At 61.3% G+C, this 24716-nt stretch carries 23 protein-coding genes, 1 tRNA gene and 1 pseudogene; 13 read left to right on the top strand and 12 right to left on the bottom strand.

The window, feature by feature from the left end:
• Window position 1 precedes the first annotated feature (1 nt).
• On the bottom strand, window positions 2–637 hold the full coding sequence (locus tag AB8B29_RS17455) for a trimeric intracellular cation channel family protein (protein WP_037199358.1): 636 nt from the start codon (window positions 635–637) through the stop codon (window positions 2–4).
• 144 nt (window positions 638–781) lie between these two features.
• On the opposite strand from AB8B29_RS17455, the gene AB8B29_RS17450 reads away from it, so the two are divergent.
• On the top strand, window positions 782–1258 hold the full coding sequence (locus AB8B29_RS17450) for a hypothetical protein (RefSeq protein ID WP_092576521.1): 477 nt from the start codon (window positions 782–784) through the stop codon (window positions 1256–1258).
• Window positions 1259–1320: 62 nt separating this feature from the next.
• Here AB8B29_RS17450 and AB8B29_RS17445 read toward each other — a convergent pair whose 3' ends face one another.
• The 4 genes from AB8B29_RS17445 to AB8B29_RS17430 form a co-directional block, all read right to left on the bottom strand.
• Window positions 1321–2112 carry a YdcF family protein gene (locus AB8B29_RS17445; RefSeq protein ID WP_112442434.1) on the bottom strand — a complete coding sequence of 264 codons (792 nt, stop codon included), beginning with the start codon at window positions 2110–2112 and terminating at the stop codon, window positions 1321–1323.
• A 123-nt stretch (window positions 2113–2235) separates the two neighbouring features.
• On the bottom strand, window positions 2236–2475 hold the full coding sequence (locus AB8B29_RS17440; RefSeq protein ID WP_112442436.1) for a GIY-YIG nuclease family protein: 240 nt from the start codon (window positions 2473–2475) through the stop codon (window positions 2236–2238).
• A gap of 218 nt (window positions 2476–2693) precedes the next feature.
• Window positions 2694–2769, bottom strand: a tRNA-Ala gene (locus AB8B29_RS17435).
• 151 nt (window positions 2770–2920) lie between these two features.
• Window positions 2921–3301 carry a TIGR02300 family protein gene (locus AB8B29_RS17430; protein WP_034512763.1) on the bottom strand — a complete coding sequence of 127 codons (381 nt, stop codon included), beginning with the start codon at window positions 3299–3301 and terminating at the stop codon, window positions 2921–2923.
• Between the two features lie 307 nt (window positions 3302–3608).
• Here AB8B29_RS17430 and AB8B29_RS17425 point away from each other — a divergent pair.
• The 4 genes and pseudogenes from AB8B29_RS17425 to rpsA form a co-directional block, all read left to right on the top strand.
• Window positions 3609–3770 (top strand): annotated as a pseudogene (locus tag AB8B29_RS17425) (3-phosphoshikimate 1-carboxyvinyltransferase); the annotation flags it as partial.
• Window positions 3771–3844: 74 nt separating this feature from the next.
• A complete protein-coding gene (locus tag AB8B29_RS17420) occupies window positions 3845–4480 on the top strand; it encodes an FMN-binding negative transcriptional regulator (RefSeq protein WP_112442440.1) in 636 nt (211 codons plus the stop codon).
• 31 nt (window positions 4481–4511) lie between these two features.
• The gene (gene cmk, locus AB8B29_RS17415; RefSeq protein ID WP_112442442.1) at window positions 4512–5144 is read left to right on the top strand and encodes a (d)CMP kinase; all 633 of its coding nucleotides are present in this window, start codon (window positions 4512–4514) and stop codon (window positions 5142–5144) included.
• Window positions 5145–5331: 187 nt separating this feature from the next.
• Complete coding sequence (rpsA, locus tag AB8B29_RS17410) at window positions 5332–7035, top strand: 30S ribosomal protein S1 (RefSeq protein ID WP_037199299.1); 1704 nt, start codon at window positions 5332–5334, stop codon at window positions 7033–7035.
• A gap of 85 nt (window positions 7036–7120) precedes the next feature.
• Here rpsA and AB8B29_RS17405 read toward each other — a convergent pair whose 3' ends face one another.
• From AB8B29_RS17405 to AB8B29_RS17395, 3 genes are all read right to left on the bottom strand, one after another.
• Window positions 7121–8788 (bottom strand): hypothetical protein, encoded by a 1668-nt coding sequence (locus AB8B29_RS17405; protein WP_112442444.1) that lies wholly within the window; start codon window positions 8786–8788, stop codon window positions 7121–7123.
• Between the two features lie 247 nt (window positions 8789–9035).
• A complete protein-coding gene (locus tag AB8B29_RS17400; RefSeq protein WP_112442446.1) occupies window positions 9036–9662 on the bottom strand; it encodes a ribonuclease D in 627 nt (208 codons plus the stop codon).
• Window positions 9663–9745: 83 nt separating this feature from the next.
• Window positions 9746–10576: a MerR family transcriptional regulator gene (locus tag AB8B29_RS17395; protein ID WP_037199360.1), complete on the bottom strand. Its 831-nt coding sequence runs from the start codon at window positions 10574–10576 to the stop codon at window positions 9746–9748.
• A gap of 193 nt (window positions 10577–10769) precedes the next feature.
• Here AB8B29_RS17395 and AB8B29_RS17390 point away from each other — a divergent pair, with 193 nt between their 5' ends.
• Both AB8B29_RS17390 and AB8B29_RS17385 read left to right on the top strand, forming a co-directional pair.
• Window positions 10770–12041 carry a 4-aminobutyrate--2-oxoglutarate transaminase gene (locus AB8B29_RS17390; protein WP_037199305.1) on the top strand — a complete coding sequence of 424 codons (1272 nt, stop codon included), beginning with the start codon at window positions 10770–10772 and terminating at the stop codon, window positions 12039–12041.
• A 74-nt stretch (window positions 12042–12115) separates the two neighbouring features.
• Window positions 12116–13597, top strand: a complete 1482-nt coding sequence (locus AB8B29_RS17385; RefSeq protein ID WP_037199361.1) for an NAD-dependent succinate-semialdehyde dehydrogenase — start codon at window positions 12116–12118, stop codon at window positions 13595–13597.
• Window positions 13598–13606: 9 nt separating this feature from the next.
• Here the strand turns inward: AB8B29_RS17385 and AB8B29_RS17380 are convergent, their stop codons facing one another.
• Complete coding sequence (locus tag AB8B29_RS17380) at window positions 13607–14380, bottom strand: metallophosphoesterase (RefSeq protein ID WP_051964034.1); 774 nt, start codon at window positions 14378–14380, stop codon at window positions 13607–13609.
• 387 nt (window positions 14381–14767) lie between these two features.
• On the opposite strand from AB8B29_RS17380, the gene copD reads away from it, so the two are divergent.
• Entirely contained in the window at window positions 14768–15652 is an 885-nt protein-coding gene (gene copD / locus AB8B29_RS17375) for a copper homeostasis membrane protein CopD (RefSeq protein WP_037199311.1), read from the top strand.
• Between the two features lie 60 nt (window positions 15653–15712).
• Here copD and AB8B29_RS17370 read toward each other — a convergent pair whose 3' ends face one another.
• Together AB8B29_RS17370 and AB8B29_RS17365 are read right to left on the bottom strand one after the other, a co-directional pair.
• Window positions 15713–16483 carry a TIM barrel protein gene (locus AB8B29_RS17370; protein WP_037199312.1) on the bottom strand — a complete coding sequence of 257 codons (771 nt, stop codon included), beginning with the start codon at window positions 16481–16483 and terminating at the stop codon, window positions 15713–15715.
• Window positions 16484–16547: 64 nt separating this feature from the next.
• Window positions 16548–17498 carry a helix-turn-helix domain-containing protein gene (locus tag AB8B29_RS17365; protein WP_051964037.1) on the bottom strand — a complete coding sequence of 317 codons (951 nt, stop codon included), beginning with the start codon at window positions 17496–17498 and terminating at the stop codon, window positions 16548–16550.
• Between the two features lie 86 nt (window positions 17499–17584).
• Between AB8B29_RS17365 and AB8B29_RS17360 the strand changes: the two genes are divergently transcribed.
• The 5 genes from AB8B29_RS17360 to AB8B29_RS17340 all read left to right on the top strand — a co-directional run bounded on the left by AB8B29_RS17360 (window position 17585) and on the right by AB8B29_RS17340 (window position 23824).
• Window positions 17585–18859, top strand: a complete 1275-nt coding sequence (locus AB8B29_RS17360) for an ABC transporter substrate-binding protein (RefSeq protein WP_037199316.1) — start codon at window positions 17585–17587, stop codon at window positions 18857–18859.
• A 112-nt stretch (window positions 18860–18971) separates the two neighbouring features.
• Window positions 18972–19832 (top strand): carbohydrate ABC transporter permease, encoded by an 861-nt coding sequence (locus AB8B29_RS17355; RefSeq protein WP_037199318.1) that lies wholly within the window; start codon window positions 18972–18974, stop codon window positions 19830–19832.
• The gene (locus AB8B29_RS17350) at window positions 19829–20665 is read left to right on the top strand and encodes a carbohydrate ABC transporter permease (RefSeq protein WP_037199321.1); all 837 of its coding nucleotides are present in this window, start codon (window positions 19829–19831) and stop codon (window positions 20663–20665) included. Before AB8B29_RS17355 ends, AB8B29_RS17350 begins: the two co-directional genes overlap by 4 nt.
• A gap of 15 nt (window positions 20666–20680) precedes the next feature.
• On the top strand, window positions 20681–21769 hold the full coding sequence (locus tag AB8B29_RS17345) for an ABC transporter ATP-binding protein (protein ID WP_037199322.1): 1089 nt from the start codon (window positions 20681–20683) through the stop codon (window positions 21767–21769).
• 51 nt (window positions 21770–21820) lie between these two features.
• Complete coding sequence (locus tag AB8B29_RS17340; protein ID WP_047561176.1) at window positions 21821–23824, top strand: aldo/keto reductase; 2004 nt, start codon at window positions 21821–21823, stop codon at window positions 23822–23824.
• A gap of 322 nt (window positions 23825–24146) precedes the next feature.
• Here the strand turns inward: AB8B29_RS17340 and AB8B29_RS17335 are convergent, their stop codons facing one another.
• Window positions 24147–24680: a methylated-DNA--[protein]-cysteine S-methyltransferase gene (locus AB8B29_RS17335; protein ID WP_047561178.1), complete on the bottom strand. Its 534-nt coding sequence runs from the start codon at window positions 24678–24680 to the stop codon at window positions 24147–24149.
• Window positions 24681–24716 lie beyond the last annotated feature (36 nt).

Genomic DNA, 24716 nt, shown 5'->3' with positions numbered 1-24716 from the left:
CTCACATCACATCGTCGGGATGCCTGCCGGGCTTGTGATGATAGGTCGGGAAGGTCCAGCCGAACCATAGCGCTCCGCCGCGCACGGCGAAGGCCGCGGCAACACCGAGCCCGGCCGACGCATAGAGCGGCAGCATCGTTGAATTGGCTGCGGTGAAGACGCCGGCGCCGACGAGCGCGGCCGTCACGTAGATTTCCGGCCGCAGCAGCACCGATGGCTCGTTCGCCAAGAGATCACGCAGAATGCCGCCGAAGGTCGCCGTCAGCGCGCCGGTGACGATGGCAACCGTGGGCGAGCCTGTCGCCGCCATGCCCTTTGCCGCCCCCATCACGCAATAGGCCGACAGCCCCACCGCATCGAGCCAGATGAGCAGCCGATAACGCGATTCGAACAGATGCGCGGTGAAGAAGAACAGCACGCCGACGATGGCGCAGATGATGATATAGGTCGGGTTCAGCACCCAGAAGACCGGCACCCGGCCGAGGATGATATCCCTGAGCGTGCCGCCGCCGATGCCGGTGACCGCCGCAAAAAACAGAAAACCGATCAGATCGAGCTGCTTGCGCGAGGCAGACAGCGCGCCGGTGGCAGCGAAAAGGGCGACGCCGGCGTAATCGAGAAACGAGAGAAGCGACATCGGGAACTCCAACAGGGCGCCGGCGGCGATTTTCATGAAATGAATCACGACGGCAAGGGCCGCGCAAGCAGGCGCGTGTAAAGATGTCGCAGCGGTTACGGCGACCAACGTGGCCGCGACGGCGCTTCGAAGAGGAAATTTCCCGTGAAATCCCTGCTGATCGTGATCCTCAATCTCATCACATTCGTGATCATGCCCGCTACGGCGCTGGCGCAGCAGTCGATTCTTCAGGATCCGGTGGCGTTCGAGAAGGAGCACTTCACCAAGACCTGCGACGGCCAGGTGAGCTTCGGCGATCATTTCGCCACCGAGCAGGATATCAACAACGACACGCTGACCGATATCGTCATCAACGAAGGCGAGATCACCTGCAAGGGCGAAAAGGGCCCCTATTGCACGGATGAAGGCTGCCCCTACAATTTCTACGTCCATGTGGCCGAAGGCGGCTACCTGATGATCGCCACGGCGCAGATCTACGGCTACGATTTCATCCAGCGCTTCGGCAACATGGTACTGGTCATGAAGATGCACCCGCACTTCTGCGACCGCACCGGCGGCGACCCCTGCGAGATCACCGTCAGGGTGCGCGGCGTCAAATTCGTCACCATCTCGAAGAAATAGCCATCAGGGCGCGGGCACATAATTATACGGTCCGGACACGTGGTTACGGTCCGGACACGTGGTCACGGTCCGGGATAAAACGCCGATGTGCGGCCGACGGCATAATAGCCGACGAGGCCGATCCATTCGCGCATGCCGGTCGCCAGCAGTTGCGCATTGAGCGAAGGCTGCGTGAAATCGAGGCCGAGCGTTTCCTTGCCGGTACTGCGATAGTCCACCGGCCAGGGCACGACATCGATGCCCTGCTTGCGGAAGATGCCCATCGAGCGCGGCATGTGGAAGCCTGAGGTGATGAGCAGGCAGCCCGAAAGCCCGTTCTGCGCCAGCAGCTCCTTGGTATTGACGGCATTCTCGAAGGTGGTGCGCGAGGTCTTGTCCTCGACGAGACGATTTGTGGGTATGCCGAGCGCGGTGAAGAAGCGCTCCGAGATGACGGCGTCGCCTTCGTAGCTACCGCCGATCGAACCATCGCCACCCGAGACCACGATCCGCGCCTGCGGATATTTCTGCGCCAGCCGCAGCGCCTCGACGAGGCGATCACCTGCCGAATCGAGCTCATAGCCGCCACGCGCCGTCGTCACCTCGTTCTGGGTGGCGCCGCCGAGCACGATCATGCATTTAAGGTCAGCCGGATCGGCGGCGGCATGCGGAAAGCGCTCCTCCAGCCCCTGCACTATATAGGCGCCCGCCGTCGTATAGAGCGCGACGAACAGGATCAGCACCGACAACAGCGACGAGGCGAGCATGACGGCGCGCCAGCGCAGGAGAGCGGCGAGCAACGCCAGCAGGCCGAAAAAGAACGCCAGCGACAGCGGCTGACCGAAGATCCAGACAAGTTTCGAAAAAACGAACACGGCACATCCTTAAGCTTGTCGGCAGAAACGATTCATTCTCTCCCTAGCAGATTTTTGTGCACTGCAATGTGGCTTTTTCGACCGCCGTGCCATCGAGGTGTCGGTTAGATGCCGAGAAGAGAGCTACAGCCTTTTCTTCGCGAAAGCGCGTCCTGAGCTCGATTTCAGATATTTTTCTAATCCATAAGCCTGCGATTCATCGGAGAAGGCAATGTAGGTTTTGATCGACCGCGGTGCATATTTGGAGGTATGCGGGACTTCCCTCGCATTGTGCTTTGCCAGACGAGCTTTGAGATCCCCGGTCACGCCGATGTAGTGGCGGTCAGGAAAGTCGCGGCTTATGAGGATATAGACGTACTTCATGCAGGGTATGATAGTGTACTGAGACGGGCACGCAACTCATGCGTTATCGCCAATTACGCCAGAATCATCGACGATGTTTGGCCAGCACATGATCGCAATATTTGGAGAAAGTCCGCTTGCGTTGCTGCGCAGCTTCAGCGCGACAGCCTTCGCTACCTTCTCGCCTTCGGCACATCGAGCCTACCGGCTTGCCGAGCCGAAGCTCGCAGAGCGAAGGCTGGTGGAGCTAAGCGGGATCGAACCGCTGACCTCTTGCATGCCATGCAAGCGCTCTCCCAGCTGAGCTATAGCCCCATCAAGGTGGTGCCGTTTGACCGGCCCTGGGTCCCTTCGAAGCGCTTTGCCCGTCGGGGTGGCGGCTTATTACTTCTGGTTCTTACAGATAGCAAGCCGAAAATTTCGGCCCGGGAACTTTTCTTGTTTGCCGGGCCGTCTTGTCCGCAGATCAGACGTCGTCGTCGTCGCCGGTGACGCCGATGATGTCGCTCATGTCGTCATCATCCTCATCTTCGTCGGCTTCGAGGAAGGTATCGTCGTCATCGTCGCCGATTTCGACATCGTCATCGCCGATATCCGGAATATCGTCGCCGGCCGCCGCCTCATCGGCATCCTCGAGAGACACGAGTTCGACTTCAGTGTTCTCGGTATCGACCTCGGCCACTTCCTCTTCTTCGGGAACTTCCTTCGAAGCGGAGGTTTCCTCGAAGTAGGACAAGGGCCAGGACTTGCCGGTATAAGGCGAGACGACCGGGTCCCGGTTCAGGTCGTAGAACTTCTTGCCATTGTCCGGATCGGTACGTTTTGTTCCAAGTTCCGTTTTCGCCACTGTCAAAGCCTCATGAATGACCGAATGAAAATCCGGCAATGCCGGGGAAACCGGCGTTTTAAGGGAAATATCAGCCGGTCCCCTTAATCGTTGCGGCCGTCTCTGTCAAAGCTAAACTTCATGCCGCTTCGCACGCGGTTTTCGCGCGTTGCGGGATGACTGGTCAGCGCGCCCATGTTAACGAGCCGGTGCAAGCCGCAGGACATCTGGCGCAGGGAGATCGCAGCCAGTCCTATAATGCTAGGGAATACCGGCGTGGCAAGGAAAATCGCCGGCGAAGATCGGTGCTGGCGGTTCCAGCCGCGGGGCTCATCTCGATCATCGCATCGCCATGAGCCTCCTCGTCACGAGGCTTGCCGCCGGGCACCCCGTCACGGTCGAGGATTCCGGCACGATCGCTACCAGTTTTCCGGATTTTCTTGATATGATGACAAGATTGGGCGCGACGATCGAGGTCAAGGACTGCTAGATCGCGCGCGAACAGCATCCGAAGCCGCGCGCCATGAAGCGCCGGAGGATGGAGACAGCAAACGGACCGGAACCATGTATCAGCCGCCCCACCATCGCGAAGACGATCTCCGTACGCAACACGATCTCATCCGCGCCCACGCGCTCGGATTGCTGATCACCGCGGGCGACGGCGGCCTGATCGCCAATCCAGTGCCGTTCCATCTCGAGACGGGCCTTTCGCCGAAGGGCACGCTGCAGGCCCATGTCGCCAGGGCCAACGGCCAGTGGCGGGAAATCGCTGATGGCGCGCCGGTGCTAGTCGTCTTCCAGGGCGCCGATACCTATATTACCCCGTCCTGGTATGCGACGAAGCGTGAAACCGGGAAGGTCGTGCCGACCTGGAACTATGCCATCGTCCAGGTTCGCGGCAGCGCGCGGATAATCGAAGATCCCGCCTGGCTGCGCACGCAGATCGGCGCGCTGACGCGCGAGAACGAGAACAGCCGCTCGCAGCCCTGGGCGGTCGACGATGCGCCGCCGGAATTCGTCGCAGCGCAGTTGAAGGGCATTATCGGCATCGAGATCGATATCGAAACGATTGACGGCAAATGGAAGGTCAGCCAGAACCGGCCGTTGGCCGACCGGCAGGGCGTGGCGGACGGCCTCGACGCGATCGATCGCACCGACACCGCCGAGATGGCCGATCTCGTGCGTCGCTACAGCAAGTAACATCGGGATAAAGGGTAGGGACAGAAGAAGAATGATCATCGCCATCGACGGGCCGGCGGCAGCCGGCAAGGGGACCTTGGCGCGCCGGATCGCGGACGCCTATGGTTTCCACCATCTGGATACCGGCCTCACCTACCGCGCAACCGCCAAAGCGCTGCTCGATGCCGGCCTGCCGCTCGATGACGAGACTGTCGCCGCGGCCATGGCGCGCAAGGTCGATCTCGCCGGGCTCGACCGGGCCATCCTGTCGCAACACGAGATCGGCGAAGCGGCATCGAAGATCGCCGTCATGCCGGCCGTGCGCCGGGCTCTGGTCGAAGCGCAGCGCAGCTTTGCCGGCAAGGAGCCCGGCACCGTGCTTGACGGTCGCGACATCGGCACTGTCGTCTGCCCGAACGCGCCGGTGAAATTCTATGTCACGGCCTCGGCCGAGGTCAGGGCGAAGCGGCGCTACGACGAGATCGTCGAGGCCGGCGGCCGCGCCGATTACGCAGCCATTTTCGAGGATGTGAAGCGCCGCGACGAGCGTGACATGGGCCGCACCGACAGCCCGCTTCGGCCATCCGAAGACGCGTACTTGCTTGATACCTCAGAAATGAGTATAGAAGCGGCGTTTCAGACGGCAAAGTCGATCATCGACACCGCTCTGAGCCGAAATGCCTGAAAATGCGAGCGGCTGTCGCGTGCTTATAGCGCACGGAGTCGCCAATTTGTATGAAGCCTGACATTCCGTCCAAGCGCCGGATAGCTTTCCCTCAAGGGGAAGGCGGACTGGGGTCAGGCCTGTTCAACACGAACCACCGGCGCATCAGTGTCCAAAAATGCATAATAAGGACACGCCAGGAGATTTTATGTCTGTAACTACCCCCTCTCGCGAAGATTTCGCAGCCCTTCTCGAAGAATCCTTCGCCAAGAACGATCTCGCCGAAGGCTATGTCACCAAGGGCATCGTCACCGGCATCGAGAAGGATGTCGCCGTTGTCGACGTCGGCCTCAAGGTCGAAGGCCGCATCGCACTGAAGGAATTCGGTGCGCGCGCCAAGGACGGCACGCTCAAGGTTGGCGATGAAGTCGAAGTCTACGTCGAGCGTATCGAAAACGCGCTGGGCGAAGCCGTTCTTTCGCGCGAAAAGGCTCGCCGCGAAGAAAGCTGGATCAAGCTCGAAGCCAAGTTCGAAGCTGGCGAACGCGTTGAAGGCGTCATCTTCAACCAGGTCAAGGGCGGCTTCACCGTCGATCTCGACGGCGCTATCGCCTTCCTGCCGCGCTCGCAGGTCGACATCCGTCCGATCCGCGACGTGACCCCGCTGATGCACAACCCGCAGCCCTTCGAAATCCTCAAGATGGACAAGCGCCGCGGCAACATCGTCGTATCCCGCCGTACGGTTCTGGAAGAGTCCCGTGCCGAGCAGCGTTCTGAAATCGTTCAGAACCTCGAAGAAGGCCAGGTTGTTGACGGCGTCGTCAAGAACATCACCGATTACGGTGCGTTCGTTGACCTCGGCGGCATCGACGGCCTGCTGCACGTCACCGACATGGCTTGGCGCCGTGTGAACCATCCGTCGGAAATCCTGTCCATCGGCCAGCAGGTCAAGGTACAGATCATCCGCATCAACCAGGAAACCCACCGTATCTCGCTCGGCATGAAGCAGCTCGAGAGCGATCCGTGGGATGGCATCCAGGCCAAGTATCCGGAAGGCAAGAAGATTTCCGGTACCGTCACGAATATCACCGACTACGGTGCGTTCGTCGAGCTGGAGCCGGGCATCGAAGGCCTGATCCACATCTCGGAAATGTCCTGGACCAAGAAGAACGTTCATCCCGGCAAGATCCTGTCCACGAGCCAGGAAGTCGAAGTGGTCGTTCTCGAAGTCGATCCGACCAAGCGCCGTATCTCGCTTGGCCTGAAGCAGACGCTCGAAAATCCGTGGGCTGCATTCGCCCGCAACCATCCGGCCGGCACCGAAGTCGAAGGCGAAGTCAAGAACAAGACCGAATTCGGCCTGTTCATCGGCCTCGACGGCGATGTGGACGGCATGGTGCACCTCTCCGACCTCGACTGGAACCGTCCGGGCGAACAGGTCATCGAGGAGTTCAACAAGGGTGATGTCGTCAAGGCCGTCGTTCTCGACGTCGATGTCGACAAGGAACGCATCTCGCTCGGCATCAAGCAGCTCGGCAAGGATGCAGTCGGCGAAGCAGCAGCTTCCGGCGACCTGCGCAAGAATGCAGTCGTTTCCTGCGAAGTCATCGCAGTCAACGACGGCGGTATCGAAGTGAAGCTCGTCAGCCACGAAGACATCACCTCGTTCATCCGCCGCGCCGATCTGTCGCGTGACCGCGACGAACAGCGTCCGGAGCGTTTCTCGGTTGGTCAGATTGTCGACGCCCGCGTCACCAACTTCTCCAAGAAGGACCGCAAGATCATGCTGTCCATCAAGGCTCTGGAAATCGCGGAAGAGAAGGAAGCCGTTGCTCAGTTCGGTTCGTCCGACTCGGGCGCTTCGCTCGGCGACATCCTGGGTGCGGCTCTCAAGAACCGCAACGCCGAATAATCTTCGGCTGAAGCCTTATCGAAACAAAAACCCGCCGGAGCGATCCGGCGGGTTTTTCTTTGACTGTACTATGCGCTCTTCCCGATTATTCCCACTCCACCATGCGGCGATAGAAATCGAAGGCATGATCCTGCGGGCGATCGGCCGGCGCGGGCTGCGACAAGGCAGGCAGGTCCGGCGGGACAACCGCATTCTGAGAAGAGACGAGCTGCGCTTCCGTATCGCCGGAGGTCTCGTCGGCCGCCTGCGGCGATGATTCCGGAGCCTGTGAATCGTCTTCGGTCTCGTGCTGCTCCTTATCGCCGTCGCTGGCCTCTTCGCCTTCCTCGTCATCCTCGTCTTCGACAGGATCCACGCGATCGACCGGTTTCGATTCGGCGTCCTTGGTGGGGGTGGCCGCCGGCAGATAATTCGCAACGACGAAGGGAACCCCCAGCGGTATCGGGGCAATTACTCCCATCTGCTCTGGCGCATCGAACGTTGCTGCTGCAGCTGATGTCTGAGGCTGGGGCTTTCCGGCAAGTGACGCAACGGAAACAGACGCCTCCGGTTCAGCTGCCAGCGCTGTCGGCGTAAAGCCCGCCGCAACAAGGCGGCTTCTGCCACTTTCATCGACGGCCGGCTGTGGCTGGGGCGACATTTGCCCTGCCCCATTGGCGGTCAGCGCCTGCGCTATGATCTGTTCGACCGAGGCCGCCGGATTGCCGATGATCTGCAGAAGGGCCGAACTGGCTGCCGCCACAGGCGGGTTGATGACAACCTGCAGCCCCTGCTTGATATCGGCCTGAATCTGCTGGATGTCGCGCGGCATCGGCGGCGGCGTAAGCGGCGATCTGATCAACTCGACTTCAGTCGGCAGCTTGGTCTCGGCAGCGATCGCCGCCAGCAATGGCCCCGCAGTCAGATCATCGACAAGGGACGCAAGTTGCGAAGACAACAAGGTCGCATTGGCGTCGATGTTGGCGCCAGGTGCTACTTGCGGAGCCGGAGCCGATCCGCTTTGTGCGATCGCTTGCGCCGGAGCCGCTTGAACGGCGGCAGCGGGGACGGGCGAAGCCGAAGCACTCGGCGACGGTGCCTCTTGGAGCACTTGTGCCGGCTGTGCGACAGGCTGAGCCGCCGCAGGCAGCGCCGTAGAAGGCCCCGCTTCTTTCACGGGAACCGTCAACAATGCTGCCGGGGCTGCCATATCGGCTGCTTTCTGCGTCAGGGCCGGCGTCGGCATCTGCGTTACCACGCTTTCCGGCTCTCCGGCATTCTGGCCGTAGGAATTGACGACCGCCTTCAACACGGCGTCGGGTTCTGCGGAAGGCGCAGGCTCGAGGCTGAGAGCCAGTTGTAGCGCTTGCGGGCTTTCCGGGTTCTCCAACGCTTTGGCCAGCAGAGGCAACGGGATCGGCGTGCTTATCTGCGCGTTCAGCCGCTGCTGTGCCTCAGCGAGCTGTTGCGGCGGCAGGCTGCGGATCGTGGCGGCGATGCGCTGCGCGAAGGCGGCATCGCTCTCGCCCGGTTCACGTGAAACGTTCAGCGCCGCGCCGGCAGCATCGATGGCGGAGAGCAGGCTATCGAACATCCGCTCGCGTGCCGCCACCAGCAGCATGTTCAGCTTGCCCTCGACGTTGGCGTTGATCGTGCTCGATAGAACGGCCAGCGGTGTTGCCGCTGTCTGGAGGCCGGCAGTCTCCGCCGTCACAACGACGGGCTTTTCAATAGGCGCAGCCACGGCGGACACGGCACCAACGGGAAGCAACATGACATGCTCCTTTGTCTGGCAAGGCGACGATGGAAGCGGGGGGCAGGGTCAATCAGGGTCCGCTCATGCGGCCGGTCGATGTTCGAACGCCAGGTAACCGGGGTGCGAAACGGGAAAACGCCGTCGAACGCAGCAAATCAACCGATATGATAGCAGTCAGTTCCTTAACAGATCGCTAAAGAGAAAAGCCGGTGCCACTTTCGCAGCACCGGCTTTCATTGAGAGTTTCGCTCTTCAGGCAAAGCTATCAGCTATGCGCAAAAATATCCGCCTCTTCCCAGCCGAGAAGATCGAGCTTGGCGCGCGTGGGAAGGAAGGCAAAGCAGTCGTCCGCATAGTCCATGCGGCCGTCGCGCAGCAGGCGTTCCGTCAGCTTGGCGCGCAGCGCGTGGAGATAAAGCACGTCGGAGGCGGCATATTCGAGCTGCGCCGGCGACAGTCTTTCGGCAGCCCAGTCGGACGATTGCTGCGCCTTGGAAATATCGACCTCGAGCATTTCCTTGAGATTGTCCTTCAGGCCATGACGGTCGGTATAGGTGCGGCAGAGGCGCGAGGCGATCTTGGTGCAGAACACCGGCGTGGTGGTGACGCCGAAGGTGTGGAACAACACGGCGATATCGAAGCGGCCATAGTGAAAGATCTTCTGGCGGGCGGGATCGGCAAGCATGGCGACGAGATTGGGGGCCTGCTTCTGGCCGGCGGCGATGCGGATGACATCGGCCGTGCCATCGCCCGGCGAAAGCTGCACGACGCAAAGCCGGTCGCGGCGCGGAATGAGGCCGAGGGTCTCCGTATCGACGGCAATGGCGCCGGTGTAGCGGGCGGCATCGTCAGCGGAAATATCACCTTCGTGATAACGGATGGTGGCAGCCATGAGATTCTCCCGGCTTTATCTTCTGAATTCGCTTTTCGTCCGTTCTATAGAACAGACAGGGGGATGACGATACCGCTCGCCGCTCAAAATGTCGGCGGCGTGTTGACCCAGAGCAATATGGTCTCACCATCATGGCGGTTGTGCCAGGAGTGATAGCGGCGGCTCTCGAAGTAAAGCGAATCGCCAGGCAGAAGATCGAAGAACTGATCGCTGTCGAGCACCAGTTCCAGACGCCCGGCCAGGACGTGAATGAATTCCTCCCCCTCGTGACGATAGGCGCCTTCGCTGGCCGCGCCCGGCGACAGCACGAAGCGATGGCAATCCATCATCGTCTTTCCTTCGGCCAGAAGCTGGACGGTGACGCCGGGCGTCGTCGCCGGCCAGGTGCGCCACTCGCCCGCCCTGATCAGGGCCGGAACATCCTCGCGTTCTTCGCCCGACAGGCGCGAGACCGTCGTGCCGTAGTAATCCGCGAGATCATGAAGGGTCTTGAAGCTGACGCCTTGCGAGGTCCGCTCCAGCGTCGACAGCGTCGACGACGTTATTCCCATGTCGGCGGCGACCTGCTCCAGCGTCCTGCCGGCCGTATGGCGCAGCGCCCGCAGCTTGCGGCCGATGCCGGAAGGCGCCATCTGTTCGCCATTGTCGGCAGCAGGTCCCGAAGCATCCTCGTTTTCCAGCGCCTCGCGGATAGCCGCCGGGTTGAGGCCGCGCTCGGCACGGAACCAGGAAATGCGCTTCAGCCGCGCCACATCCTCGGCGCTGTACTGACGGTGCCCGGTCACCGAGCGAAAGGGTACGACCAGGCCCTGGCTTTCCCATAGCCGCAGGGTGGAAGCCGACACGCCCGCGAGACGCGCCGCTTCCGCCACCTTGTAGCGCACGGGGGAGCGCTCGGGCTCGATACTGCTCATTTGCCAATCATCCCTGATCTCTAGTCTTTTGATCTGCTTAGCATGGAAGAAGCGCTTACGTGAACCTTCGCGCATTCTTGTCATCCGCACAAAATCCCACTTGAAATCTTGCAGGAAAAATGTAGGAATTTTCTAAAGAACTTGCAGAAGTTCTGCAAGCTAATTTGAAACCGTCTTCCTTGGAGCCACAGCGATGACCCTGACCGAACGGAAGAATGCCGCCATTTCCCGCGGCGTCGGCATGATGACGCAAATCTATGCCGACCGAGCCGAAAATTCCGAGATCTGGGACAAGGAGGGACATCGCTATATCGATTTCGCTTCCGGCATTGCCGTGGTGAATACCGGCCATCGCCATCCCCGCGTGATCGCCGCCGTCAAGGAACAGCTCGACCGCTTCACCCACACCTGCCACCAGGTCGTGCCCTATGAAAGCTATGTGCATCTGGCCGAACGGTTGAATGCGATCGTTCCCGGTGATTTCGCCAGGAAGACGATCTTCGTGACGACAGGCGCCGAAGCCGTCGAAAACGCCGTGAAGATCGCCCGCGCCGCCACTGGCCGCTCCGCCATCATCGCCTTTGGCGGCGGCTTCCACGGCCGCACCTTCATGGGCATGGCGCTGACCGGCAAGGTCGCGCCCTACAAGATCGGCTTCGGCCCGATGCCGGGCGATGTCTTCCATGCGCCCTTCCCTGTGCCGCTGCACGGCGTCAGTGTCGAACAATCGCTGGCGACGCTGAAGAAGCTGTTTGCGGCCGATGTCGATCCGCGGCGCGTAGCCGCCATCATCCTCGAGCCGGTGCAGGGCGAAGGCGGCTTCTATCCGGCGCCGCCAGCCTTCATGAAGGCGCTGCGCGAAATTTGCGACCAGCACGGCATTCTCCTGATCGCCGACGAGGTACAGACCGGCTTTGCGCGCACCGGCAAGATGTTCGCGATGGATCATCATGAGGTCGCCGCCGATCTCGTCACCATGGCAAAGAGCCTTGCCGGCGGCTTCCCGCTCGCCGCCGTCACCGGCCGCGCCGAAGTGATGGATGCACCGGAACCAGGCGGCCTTGGCGGCACCTATGGCGGCAATCCGCTTGGTATCGCCGCTGCCCATGCCGTGCTCGACGTCATCGCCGACGAGGATCTTTGCAATCGCGCCAACCAGCTCGGCTCGCGGCTGAAGCAGCGGCTGGAATCGCTGCGCGACAAGGTGCCCGAGATCGTCGACATTCGCGGCCCCGGCTTCATGAATGCCGTGGAATTCAACGATGTCACAACGAAGCTGCCCAGCGCCGACTTCGCCAACAAGGTGCGGCTGATCGCTCTCGACAAGGGCCTGATCCTGCTGACCTGCGGCGTCTACGGCAATGTCATCCGCTTCCTGTCGCCGATCACCATCCAGGACGGCGTGTTCAGCGAGGCGCTCGACATTCTCGAAGCCTCCATGATCGAGGCGAGTGCCGCGCGCTAACCGCCGCCCTTCCGCGTTTTCTCTATGATCCGCCCGCGCGGCCTGCCGGGCGAAAACCTGTCGGAGTGCATATCATGTCGTTTACGACCGCAATGACCAAGCATGTCCCCTTCTCCTCGCGGCTCCTGCGCGACACCGGCTATATCAACGGCGTCTGGACGGCAGGCGGCGCGACCAAGACCTTCGATGTCATCAATCCCGCCACCGGCGAAGTGCTCGCGACGCTCCCCGACATGGGTGCCGCCGAGACGACGGCGGCGATCGACGCTGCCTACATCGCCCAAGTCGCCTGGGCTGCCCGCCCTGCCAAGGAACGCGCCGTCCTCCTGCGCAGGTGGTTCGATCTGATGATCGCCAATGCCGATGAACTGGCGGCGATCCTGACGGTCGAGATGGGCAAGCCGCTGCCGGAGGCAAAGGGTGAAATCCTCTACGCCGCGTCCTATGTCGAATGGTATGCGGAAGAGGCCAAGCGCATCTACGGCGAAACCATACCCGCGCCGTCCAATGACAAGCGCATGGTCGTCATCAAGCAGCCGGTGGGAGTCGTCGGCACGATTACGCCCTGGAATTTTCCGGCGGCGATGATCGCCCGCAAGATTGCGCCGGCGCTTGCAGTCGGCTGCACGGTTGTCTCCAAGCCTGCCGAACAGACGCCGCTGACGGCGATTGCGCTTGCCGTGCTTGCCGAAGAGGCTGGTATTCCGGCCGGCGTTCTCAACATCATCGTCGGCATCGATGGGCCGGCGATCGGCCGTGAGCTCTGCGGCAATGCCAAGGTGCGCAAGATCAGCTTCACCGGCTCAACAGAGGTCGGCCGCATCCTGATGCGCCAGTGCTCAGACCAGATCAAGAAGGTCAGCCTCGAGCTCGGCGGCAACGCGCCGTTCATCGTCTTCGACGATGCCGATCTCGACGCCGCCATCGAAGGGGCGCTGGCTTCGAAGTACCGCAATGCCGGCCAGACCTGCGTCTGCGCCAACCGGATCTATGTGCAATCCAGCGTCTATGATGCCTTCGCGGCCAAGCTCGCCGCCAAGGTGTCAGAGCTTTCGGTCGGAGACGGCTTCAAGCCGGGCGTGACCATCGGGCCGCTGATCGACGAACAGGGCGTCGCCAAGGCCGAAGACCATGTTCAGGACGCCGTATCGAAGGGCGCACGGGTCCTCCTCGGCGGCAAGCGCATCGAAGGGGCCGGCACCTTCTTCGCCCCGACCATTCTGACCGGCATCGACCGGACGATGAAGGTCGCCCGCGAGGAGACATTCGGCCCTGTCGCGCCGCTCTTCCGGTTCGAGACGGTCGAGGACGTGATCGCGCAGGCAAACGACACGGAATTCGGCCTTGCCGCCTATTTCTTCGCCGGCGATCTGAAGAAGGTCTGGCGGGTTGCCGAGGCGCTGGAATACGGCATGGTCGGCATCAACACCGGCCTGATGTCTTCAGAGACGGCGCCTTTCGGCGGCATCAAGCAATCCGGCCTCGGCCGCGAAGGCTCGCGCCACGGCGCAGACGACTATCTCGAAATGAAGTACCTCTGCATCGGCAATCTGTAAGCCGGCAAATCAAGTGGAGGTAATGTGGATGCGGCCCTGCCATAGCCGGGCCGCCGTCAACCGCCCGGTGTGAAAAGCGCCGGTGTCGAGATTGAGCCGGAGCCCGCGGGCTTCGGCCCGTTTGACCGGCGTATGACCGTGCACGATCAGCTTCGGCAGCGGCTGCGCACTGTCGTAAAAACGCGAACGGATGAACACGAGGTCAGCCTCCTGCTGATCGGAAATCGGCCGGTCCGGATCGATACCGGCATGGACGAACAAAGCCTGCGGCGTATCCAGCAGGATCGGCAACCGGCGCAGGAAATTGATGTGATCGTCGGGAAGCCAGGTTCGGATGAATGTGTCGAGTTTTTTCTGGCTCGGATATTGCTCCCGCAATGTCGGGATATCCACCCCGTAGGAGTTGAGAGTGGCGGCACCACCGAGCGCCACCCAATCATCCAGCGATATCTCGCCATCGATATAGGCGAGCATTTCCATTTCATGGTTGCCCGTCAGGCAGATGCGGTCGAAGCCATTCGGCGGCGGCGCCATGAGCCGGCCGACGACCTGCGCCGAGGCCGGGCCGCGATCGATATAGTCCCCCAGCATGATGATGAGCTTGCGCCCTGGCAGCCCGGCGGCATCAGCGACGATCTTGCGCTCCAGCAAGCTCAAGAGATCGTACCGGCCATGTACGTCGCCGATGACGTAGGTGGGCATGTCGAGATTCTCGAGCCGCTCGCGATGCCGGTGACGGCCGAAGCCATGAGCCATTTTTTCACGTGTCCTAGCTGCCGACATGAAACTCCCTTTCGAGCGTACACCCCGGAACGCCTTAACAACCTTTGCAGAAAGGACTCAAAAGCGACGATTCTTTGCCGAAAAGCAGGAATCAGCGCTCTCGCCGGATGTTTCGACCGGCATTTGCCGTCGACACCAGCCTGCCTTGCGGCAAAGCGTCCCGAATGCCGCCTTTATGCATGGAGAAAGTTGACAGGGCGTATCCGGAATCCTATCGCGCTTGACAACTCAACGGGAGACTATTTGCTCGCTGGAGCGTGGCGAGCCCGGCGTCCCTGCTTTGTTGGCACGATAGCTGCGCGTTTGCCATACAATAACGAAAAACGAAGCCAGCCCCGACCGAAGGCCTATCATCAATAGTGCCTGTAACTTTACCGTGAAGCCCTGATGAATCCGACGACAGCGCTCGAACTCTGCCGCTTTTTTCACGACGCATCGCTGATGCTGCTGTGGGGTGCCTGTGTTTATCTGTCTCTTCTGGTGCCGAAGGCGCTCGCCGATCGGGTCTGGCGCATCCTTGCGATCCCTTTCGTCCTCCTTGCGGCGATCGCGGCCCTGACGGCGCTGCTTTGGCTGCCCGCTGCGACCGCCGCCATCGGCAACGGCTGGAGCGACGCACTCGATGCCGGCACGGTCCATGACGTCCTGTTCGATACCACGGTTGGCCGAGCGTGGCAGGCGCAGGTGCTTGCGGCGACCATTCTGCTTTTGGTCTTCCTGTCGCCCGAGGGCTGGCGCCGCCGTGGGGTCGCGCTGGGGTCGGGCCTCGGCCTTGCCGCGCTTGCCTTGACCGGACATGCATCGATGCTTGAAGGCTGGCTGCGCTATGCGCACCGCGCCAACGACATCCTCCATGTCCTGACCGGCGGCGGCTGGCTGGGCGCGCTCTTGCCGCTGATCTCCATTCTCCGGCTTCTGAGCCGTCCGGAATGCAGGGCGGACGCGCAACTGGCGCTGCGCCGCTTCTCGCATGCGGGACACTGGGCGGTGGCGCTCGTCATCCTCTCCGGCGTCATCAATACCATGATGGTCCTGAAACGCCTGCCGACCGACTGGTCCTCGCCCTATCAAAGGCTGCTTGCCATCAAGATCGCGCTGGTCGCGGGCATGACGCTGCTGGCGATCATCAATCGCTATGTCTTCGTGCCATGGATCGGCCGCAACCCAAGCCGCGCCTTGCAGGCGCTTCGCCTTGGAAGTATCGCCGAAATCGTTATCGGCATTGTTGTCATCGGGTTGGTCGCGGTCTTCGGCATGCTGGAGCCGGTCTAGACCGTTTGTTTTCAAGCAATTTCGGACGGAAAGCCGCTGCTCACTTTTCCTGGGATTGCCCTAGCCGCCGATCGACTTCACCACAGCGCGGACGGCCTCGGCGTCGCTCGTTTTCGGCCGGTATTCCAGGCCCACCCTGCCGCCATAACCATGTGTAAACAGCCAGTCCAACCGGTCAACCAGATCGATGTGGCCCGTGCCAGGATCGCTGCGGCCCGGATAATCTGCGACATGGACATGCACGATCCGGTCGACGCGATCACCGACGACATGCTCCGTCTTCTCATCCATCACGGCCGAATGATAGAGATCGTAGACGATGCCGATTTCGGCGCGGCCGACCTCATCGACGATGTCGAGGCCTTCCGCAGTCGACGACAGGTAGTAACCGAGATGGTCGATTTTCGTGTTGAGCGGCTCAAGACCAAGCCGAACGCCTGAACCCTTAAGGATATCCGCGCCAGCACTCACGGCCGCCACAAGGGCTGCCCGCTGCTCGGCGCGCGAAAACTCGGGAAGATCGTCGCCGGCCTGGGCAATGAGAACCGGCGCGCCGAGACGTCGCGCCACGACGACGGATTCCCGCAGGCCTTGAAGCCACGTCTCTTTGTTTGCCGGATTCGTCAGCGCGATCATCGGCTCGGCCACCAGGCCGGACACCGCAATGCCGGTCTCGGCGACCGCGGCGGCGATCGCATCCAGATCCTTGTTGGTCCAGCGCCAGAACTCGACCGCATCCAGCCCGGCCCGATGCGCCAGCCGGATACGGTCGGCGAAGACATCATCTTCGCGCGCGAACAACCACTCGATACAAGCAGAAAACTGCCGCATGGGATTCTCCCTCCCTCAACCGGTCACAAGCAATGCGCAAGACCGCCCGCGATCGCAAGAGGCGCTAGCGATGGAATTGCGGGGCCGGCCGCCGCATCGAAGGCTTGATGGCTTCGACATTCATCGCGGAGAGGACGCGCATGTCTCGGCGGAAATCGGAAGGCGTCATGCCGGCAATGTGGCGGAAGGATTTGTTGAAGGCGCTTATCGAGCCGAAGCCGCTGTCCATAGCAACCTGCAGGACATTGGCGCCGTCGCGCATCAGCATCGCCTGGGCACGAGAAAGACGCAGCAGGTTCACATATTTACCGAGGGTCATGCCGGTGGATTTCTTGAAGAGATTCATCGCATATTTCGGATGCAAATCCGCCGCCTTGGCAATATCGACCGTATCGATGTCATGCAGGAAATTGGCGGCGATGAAATCGCACATTCTCGCCAGGCTGCGCGAGGATTGCGGATGGACCTGCTCGTTCGTCAGGTTTTCCTGCTTCTCCGGTACCATGCGGTAGGGCTCGAAGGCGATCCTCTCCAGACGCAAGAGAAGTTCGGCGACGGCGTGTTCGGCCTTCGTCCGATCGCCGGACATGGCGTAACGGTGCCATCTGGCGAAATTCTCGTCATCGGCGGCATCGGTTGCCGAGCTTATCAGCGTCTGCCCGCGGATCAGCCGGCTGGAAATATCGAGCGGCAGCCGCATGCGGAAAAAATGCACGAGCGGCAGATGCGCGCCCGCATAGATCGCATCGTCGGACAGTTCATCCAGCTGATGCGGCTGACCGCCCCAGAAGAGGCAGATCTCGCCGGCCTTCAGATGAAGCTCATGATCGCCTATATGGTAATGTACGGTACCGCGCACGATGTAGTTCACTTCCACCTGCGCGTGCCAATGCGGCTTCGCCATCGGCAGCGGATGGGAATAAAACATCTGCAGGATCGTTGGCAGCCCTTCGACACTGCTCGCGCCCGGCTGATAGACCGCTCGATCGCCCACCTTACTTTTCGCCAAGTCCATGTTCCCTTTTTAGGAGACAGAAGCGTACCGGGAGCTAGTTTAAGCGCGTTCGCTTGCGGACAGCAATTGAAAAGGGAGGATTTTCAATGCGTTTAAAACTTGCTGGAGCGGCGGTGCTTGCCACCTTGCTCGCTTCCGGTTCTGCCTTTGCGGAACAAACCACCATTACGGTCTGGAGCTGGAACATCGCCGCGTCGGCGCTGAAATCCACGATCGAAGGCTTCAATAAGAAATATCCGGATATCAAGGTCGATGTGCAGGACATCGGCAACCCACAGGTCTTCGACAAGATGCTGGCCGCTTGCGCCGCCGGCGGCGACGGCCTGCCCGACGTCATGTCGATCGAAAACCACAAAGCTTCCATTTTCTGGAACCGCTTCCCCGACTGCCTGACCGACCTGACGAAGCTCGGCTATAATGACGACCTCAAGAAGCAGTTCCCGGATTTCAAGCGCGCCGAACTCGAAGTCGGCGATGCGGCCTATGCGATGCCATGGGATTCCGGCCCGGTCACCATGTTCTATCGCCGCGATCTCTACGAAAAGGCCGGCGTCGATCCGGCAACGATCAAGACCTGGGACGATTTCATCGCTGCCGGCAAAAAGATCTCTGCCGCAAACCCGGGCGTGATCATGGCGCAGGCCGATCTCAACGGCGACACCGAATGGTTCCGCATGCTCGCCAATGAACAGGGCTGCGGCTACTTCTCGGATGACAGCCAGAGCATCACCGTCAACCAGCCCGCCTGCGTCAAGGCGCTGGACAAGGTGAAGGAAATCAAGGACGCGGGCCTGCTGAGCGCTGCAAACTGGAACGAGAAAATCCAGTCGAACACTGCCGGCAAGGTGGCATCGCAGCTCTATGGCGGCTGGTACGAAGGCACCATCCGCTCCACGTCGCCAGATCTCGCCGGCAAATGGGGCGTCTATCCGATGCCGAGCATGACGGCCGACGGCCCGCATGCGGCCAACCTCGGCGGTTCTTCGCTGGCGATTGCCAACAGCTCGAAGAACAAGGAAGCCGCCTGGAAATATCTGAGCTACACGCTTGGCACCAATGAGGGCCAGGTCACGATGCTGAAGTCCTTCGGGCTCGTGCCGTCGTTGCTGACGGCGGTTCAGGATCCCTTCGTCAACCAGCCGCAGCCCTATTGGGGTGGGCAAAAGGTCTGGACCGATATCCTCGCCACCCTGCCGAAGATCCGCCCGAATCCCGGCACCCAGTATTTCAGCGACGCCGACGAAATCATAAAGGCCGTCCAGACGAAGTACCTTGCCGGCGGCTATCCGAACGGCAAGGCGGCGCTCGACGACGCGGCCCAGCAGATCGCCTCGGCGACGGGTCTGCCGCTCGCGAAATGAGTGACATAGCCGGGCGCGCATCCCAAGCCGCGCCCGGCATCCCCGCCGCCCTGGAGGCGGCGGGGATGTGTCGTCACGGATCATTTCACTGCGCATAAAGGAGGAGGCTTTCATGCGGCTGCAGAACCGGAGCGCCTATGCGTTTCTTGCGCCCTATCTTCTGGTGTTTACGGCCTTCTGGGTGTGGCCGATCATCGATTCGTTCCTGATTTCGTTCCAGAATACCCGCGTCAATCCTTGGACTTTCAACCTGCCGCTCAATTGGGGGCGACTATTCGGCGACCCGGCCTTCTACAACGCACTTCAAAACACGCTTATCATCCTGATCGTCCAGGTACCCGTCATGATCACGCTCGCCACTGTCATGGCGGTGCTGTTGAATTCACCACTGCTCAAGGCGCGCGGCATTTTCCGCTTCGCTTTCTTCGCACCCGTCGTGGTCGGCGAGGTCGCCTATGCAGCCGTCTTCCGCTTAATGTTCAACGTCGATTTCGGCATCATCAACAAGCTGCTCGGCGGTGTCGGCATTTCGCCGGTGTCGTGGTTTGCAGACTCCCACGCCGCCATGGTCCTCATCATCATCGCCGTCACCTGGCGCTGGGCCGGATACAACGCCATTATCATCCTGTCTGGGCTGCAATCGATCCCCGAGGATGTCTATGAAGCTGCAACGCTCGACCGTGTCAGCCGCTTCCAGCAGTTCATCCACATCACCCTGCCGCTCTTGAAACCGATCATTCTCTTCTGCGTGGTCCTGTCCGTCATCGGCACCATGCAGCTCTTCACCGAACCATATCTGATCACCAACAGGGGTGGCCCCGGCGGTGGGACGGAGACGCTCGGCCTGTTGCTATATCGCCAGGCCTTCCAGTCGACCAACTTCGGCTATGCCTCGGCGATTGCCTACACGATGGCGGCGCTCGCCGTGGTCATCTCTCTTCTCAATCTCTGGGTGGGGCGCGAAGCTAAATGAAATCGAAGTCCAAATCCACTCTGATCCGCTCGCTCGCCTTGCACGGCCTGCTGGCGCCGCTCGCCATCATCTGGCTGTTTCCGCTCTGGATGATGTTCGTCTTCTCGACCATGCCCGATTACGGCATTTTCAGCCCCGGTATCATCCTGACACCGTCGACAGGTTTCATGGACAACGTCCGCAACCTCCAGGCCGACACCAACTTCATCGGCGCTATGACGATCTCCATCGTCGTTGCCATCGTCTATACGGTCCTGTCGGTCATGCTGACCTCGATGGCGGGATGGGCTCTGGCGCGCTACCAGTTCGCCGGCCGTCCGGGCGTCATCGGCATCATCCTCGGCACGATCACCCTTCCCTACTCCGTCGTCGTCATCCCACAGTTCATCATGGTGGCGCGCGATTTCGGGCTGGCCAATTCTTGGGTCGCGCTGATCGTGCCGCCACTCTTCAATTCGCTCGGCGTGCTGTTCATGCGCCAGGCCTTCTCGATGATGCCCGGCGAGCTGTTTGATGCGGCCAGGGTTGAGGGTGTCAAGGAATGGCAGATCTTTCTGCGCATCGCCCTGCCACTCGCAAGACCGACGATGGCGGCGCTCGCCATTATCCTGTTCCTGGCCTCCTGGAACAACTACCTCTGGCCGCTGCTCATCAATTCCCGGCCTGGAATGATGACCGCGCCCGTGGCGCTCGGGACGCTCATCGGCCTCACCAGAGTATCCTGGGGCGGCATCATGGCCGGCGCGGTGATGCTGACGGCGCCGATCCTCGTCATCTTCGTTCTCCTGCAGCGCCACTTCATCGCCGGCATCGCCGCCGGCGCAATCAAATAATTCCGGGAGACCCGTATGGCTGAACTATCCCTTAACAACATCGTCAAACGCTACGGTTCACTGGAAATCATTCACGGCGCCAATCTCGAGGTGAAGGACGGCGAATTCGTCGTTTTCGTCGGCCCTTCGGGATGCGGCAAATCCACACTGCTGCGCATGATCGCCGGGCTGGAGGATATTTCCGGCGGCGAGCTCAAGATCGGCGGCCGCGTCGTCAACGACATGGAGCCGGCCGATCGCGGCATCGCCATGGTCTTCCAGTCCTATGCCCTCTACCCGCATCTGACGGTGGAGCAGAACCTGAATTTCGGCCTGCGCATGAACGGTAATCCGAAGGCGGATACCGACCGCCGCGTCAAGCAGGCCTCCGAGATCCTGCAGATCACCGAGCTGATGCAGCGCCGGCCGAAGCAGCTCTCCGGCGGCCAGCGCCAGCGCGTCGCCATCGGCCGCGCCATCGTGCGCGAACCGCAGATTTTCCTGTTCGACGAACCGCTCTCCAACCTCGATGCCGAGCTGCGCGTGCAGATGCGCGTCGAAATCTCCCGCCTTCACAAGAAGCTCGGCACGACGATGATCTATGTGACGCATGATCAGACGGAGGCGATGACCCTTGCCGACAAGATCGTCGTGCTGCGCAGCGGCAACATCGAACAGGTGGGAGCACCGCTCGACCTCTATGACGATCCGGCCAACCAGTTCGTCGCCGGATTCGTCGGCTCGCCGAAGATGAATTTCCTGCGCGCCGAGGTCGTCGACAATCAGCCTGGCCGCGTCGGGGTGGCCCTTCGCGACCAGCGCAATGTCCGCCTGTCGCTGCCGATCACGGCAGCGGGCGTCGAAATCGGCGAGCATGTGACGCTGGGCGTTCGCCCCGAGCACTTCCTCGACGCCGGGCGAGGCGATGCGGATCTGACCGTCGACGTCGACGTCGCCGAGCATCTCGGCAACACCAGCTACATCTACGCCAACATCGCCGGCGGCGAGCAGATCGTCATCGAACGCGAAGAGTCCCGCAACACCGGCAACCGGGACACGCTTACCGTCGCGCTTTCCGCGGCCAAGACATTCCTCTTCGACGGTGCCGGAAACCGATTGCGGTAGGCGCTGTCTTTTCTCCCAAGACAGCATGCAGATTTAGGAAAGGATCGTTCCATGAGTACAGATACACCCATCCGCTGGGGCATTATCGGCCCCGGCAGGATCGCCCAGACTTTTGCCGACGGCATCGCCCATTCCCGCAGCGGCAAGCTGGTGGCCATCGCCAGCCGCAACCCGGACAAGCCGGGTCTCGGCGACAATTTCCCCGGCGCCCGCATCGTTAGCGGATACGAGGCGCTGCTTGCCGACAAGGACATCGACGCCGTCTATATCGCCACGCCGCACACCGGCCATGCCGAATGGGCGATCAAGGCGATCCGCGCCGGCAAGCATGTGCTTGTCGAAAAGCCGATCGCGCTTTCGGCCTATGATGCAGAAGCAATCTATTACGAAGCCAAGAAGGCCGGGGTCTTCGCCGGCGAAGCTTTCATGTACCGCGTCCATCCGCAGACGGCGAAACTGATCGAACTGGTGAAGAGCGGCGCGATCGGCGAGCTGCGCATCATCCGCTCGTCCTTCGGCTTCAACATGGGCACCGTCAAGCCGGAACATCGGTTGTTTGCCAATGAAACGGCCGGCGGCGGCATCCTCGATGTCGGCGGCTATCCCGTGTCGATGGCGCGTCTGATTGCCGGTGCCGCCGATGGCAAGCCGTTTCTCGATCCCGACAAGGTCTCGGGCGTTGCCCATCTCGGCCAGACGGGCGTCGACGAATGGGCGTCGGCCGTGCTGAAATTCCCAAACAGCATTATTGCCGAAGTCTCCTGCTCGATCATGGCAAACCAGGACAACACGCTGCGGATCATCGGCTCCGAAGGACGCATCGAAGTTGCAGACTTCTGGTTCGCCTCCGGCCATAAGGGCGGCGTCGGCAAGATCGAGCTCATCAAAGGCGGGGAGACCCAGACCATCGAAGTCAAGGAGGAGCGCTGGCTCTATTCCTTCGAGGTCGATGCGGCGGGCGATGCCATCCGCGCCGGACACAAGGAATTCGCCTATCCCGGCATCGGCTGGGCGGATTCGATCGGCAACCTCCGAGTTCTCGATCAGTGGCGCGCCTCCATCGGCCTCGAATACGAAGTCGAGAAGGCAACGCATAGGACGAAGAACATCGCCGGCACAGCCGTTACCAAGGGCAACAGCATCCCGAAGCGCGACATCCCCGGCATTACTAAGCCGGCATCGACCGTCATGCTCGGCTTCGAATTCTTCCCGAATTTCGCGGCCGCCTCGCTGACGCTCGACGCCTTCTATGAAGCCGGCGGTAACGCCTTCGACACTGCTTATGTCTATGGCGGCGGCAAGACGGAGAGCATCTTCGGCGATTGGCACACCAGCCGGAAGGTGCCGCGCGAGGAGATTGTTTTGATCGGCAAGGGCGCCCATTCGCCGCTTTGCTACCCGGATATGATCTCCAAGCAACTCGACCAGTCGCTCAACCGCCTGAAGACCGACTATGTCGACATCTACTTCATGCATCGCGACAACACGGCCGTCCCGGTCAGCGAGTTCGTCGATGCCATGGATGCCGAGGTCAAAGCCGGCCGCATTCGCGGCATTTTCGGCGGTTCGAACTGGACGCGCGCCCGCTTCGACGAGGCGATCGCCTATGCCGAGAAGAACGGCAAGACCGCACCTGCGGCGCTTTCCAACAACTTCTCGCTGGCCGAAATGCTCGACCCGATCTGGGCCGGATGCGTCGCTGCCTCAGACGACGAATGGAAGGCTTGGCTGAACGCCAAGCAGATCCCGAACTTCGCCTGGTCGAGCCAGGGCCGCGGCTTCTTCACCGACCGCGCCGGCCGCGACAAACGGAACGATGAGGAACTGGTGCGCGTCTGGTATTCCGACCGCAACTTCGGCCGCCGCGACAGGGCGATCGAACTGGCGCAGAAGCTCGGCCGCAACCCGATCCATATCGCGCTTGCCTATGTCATTGCCCAGCCGTTCCCGGTCATCCCGCTGATCGGCCCGCGCACGATCGCCGAGCTGGAAGACAGTCTCTCGGCGCTCGACATCAAGCTGACGCCGGAACAGGTGAAGTGGCTTGAAGGCTGAAACGACACGGCCGGTTCGTGACATCACGGCCGGCAGTTGAGTGCGATTGCGCAAAATGAAAACAGCCCATCCGGACTTCCGGGTGGGCGATTGCATATGGAGCATGCCAGTGACGCAATCCTTGGCCCGAAGGGTCGGATGAGGGGGCTCATCGCCGTACCCCATCAGTACTCTTGCTCCTGACATCCCCCTCATCCGCCTGTCGGCACCTTCTCCCTTTGGGGAGAAGGGGTTACCCGGCAACGATCTCTTCCCATATGCAATCGCCCTGCCGAAACCAGACAGGCTCTTTGCATCTTATGCCGACGATGATCGCCAACGGTCAGCCGGCGAAATCGAAGGCTTTCGTCCCGGCCCCCTCCAGCCGCAGCAGATAAGCCTTGCGCTCGAGGCCGCCGGCAAATCCTCTGAGCTCACCCGCCGATCCGATAACCCGATGGCATGGCGCGATGATCGAGATCGGGTTGCGGCCATTGGCGGCACCAACTGCACGGATCGCTTTCAGCGCCCCGATCTCGGCAGCAATCTGGGTGTAGGTGCGCGTCTCGCCGAAGGGAATGGCCAGCAGCGCCCGCCATACCTTCCGCTGAAACTCGGTTCCCGAAAAATCGAGCGGGAGATCGAAAGCCTGCCGTTCGCCGGCGAAATACTCGCGGAGTTGTCGCTCGGCCTCCAGCACGACGGGATGGCTGTCGTCCTTGGCGACGATCGGCAGCTGCACGCGATTGGGCCGGTCATTATCCCATAGAATGGCCGCAAGCCCGTCATCGCTGGCAACAAGCTTCAGCGCGCCGACGGGCGAAGCCATGATCCTGTAGACATAATGCTTGCCGGCATTTCGCGTGGATGTGGTCATGCCGATATCCTTCCTTCGAATCGTGCCGCAAGGCGG

It is taken from the genome of Rhizobium sp. 11_C7_N12_5, assembly GCF_051811145.1.
GTDB classification, from domain to species: domain Bacteria; phylum Pseudomonadota; class Alphaproteobacteria; order Rhizobiales; family Rhizobiaceae; genus Rhizobium; species Rhizobium lusitanum.
The sequence above is the reverse complement of the archived record's forward strand: the minus strand, read 5'-3'. Positions and strand labels throughout refer to the sequence as shown.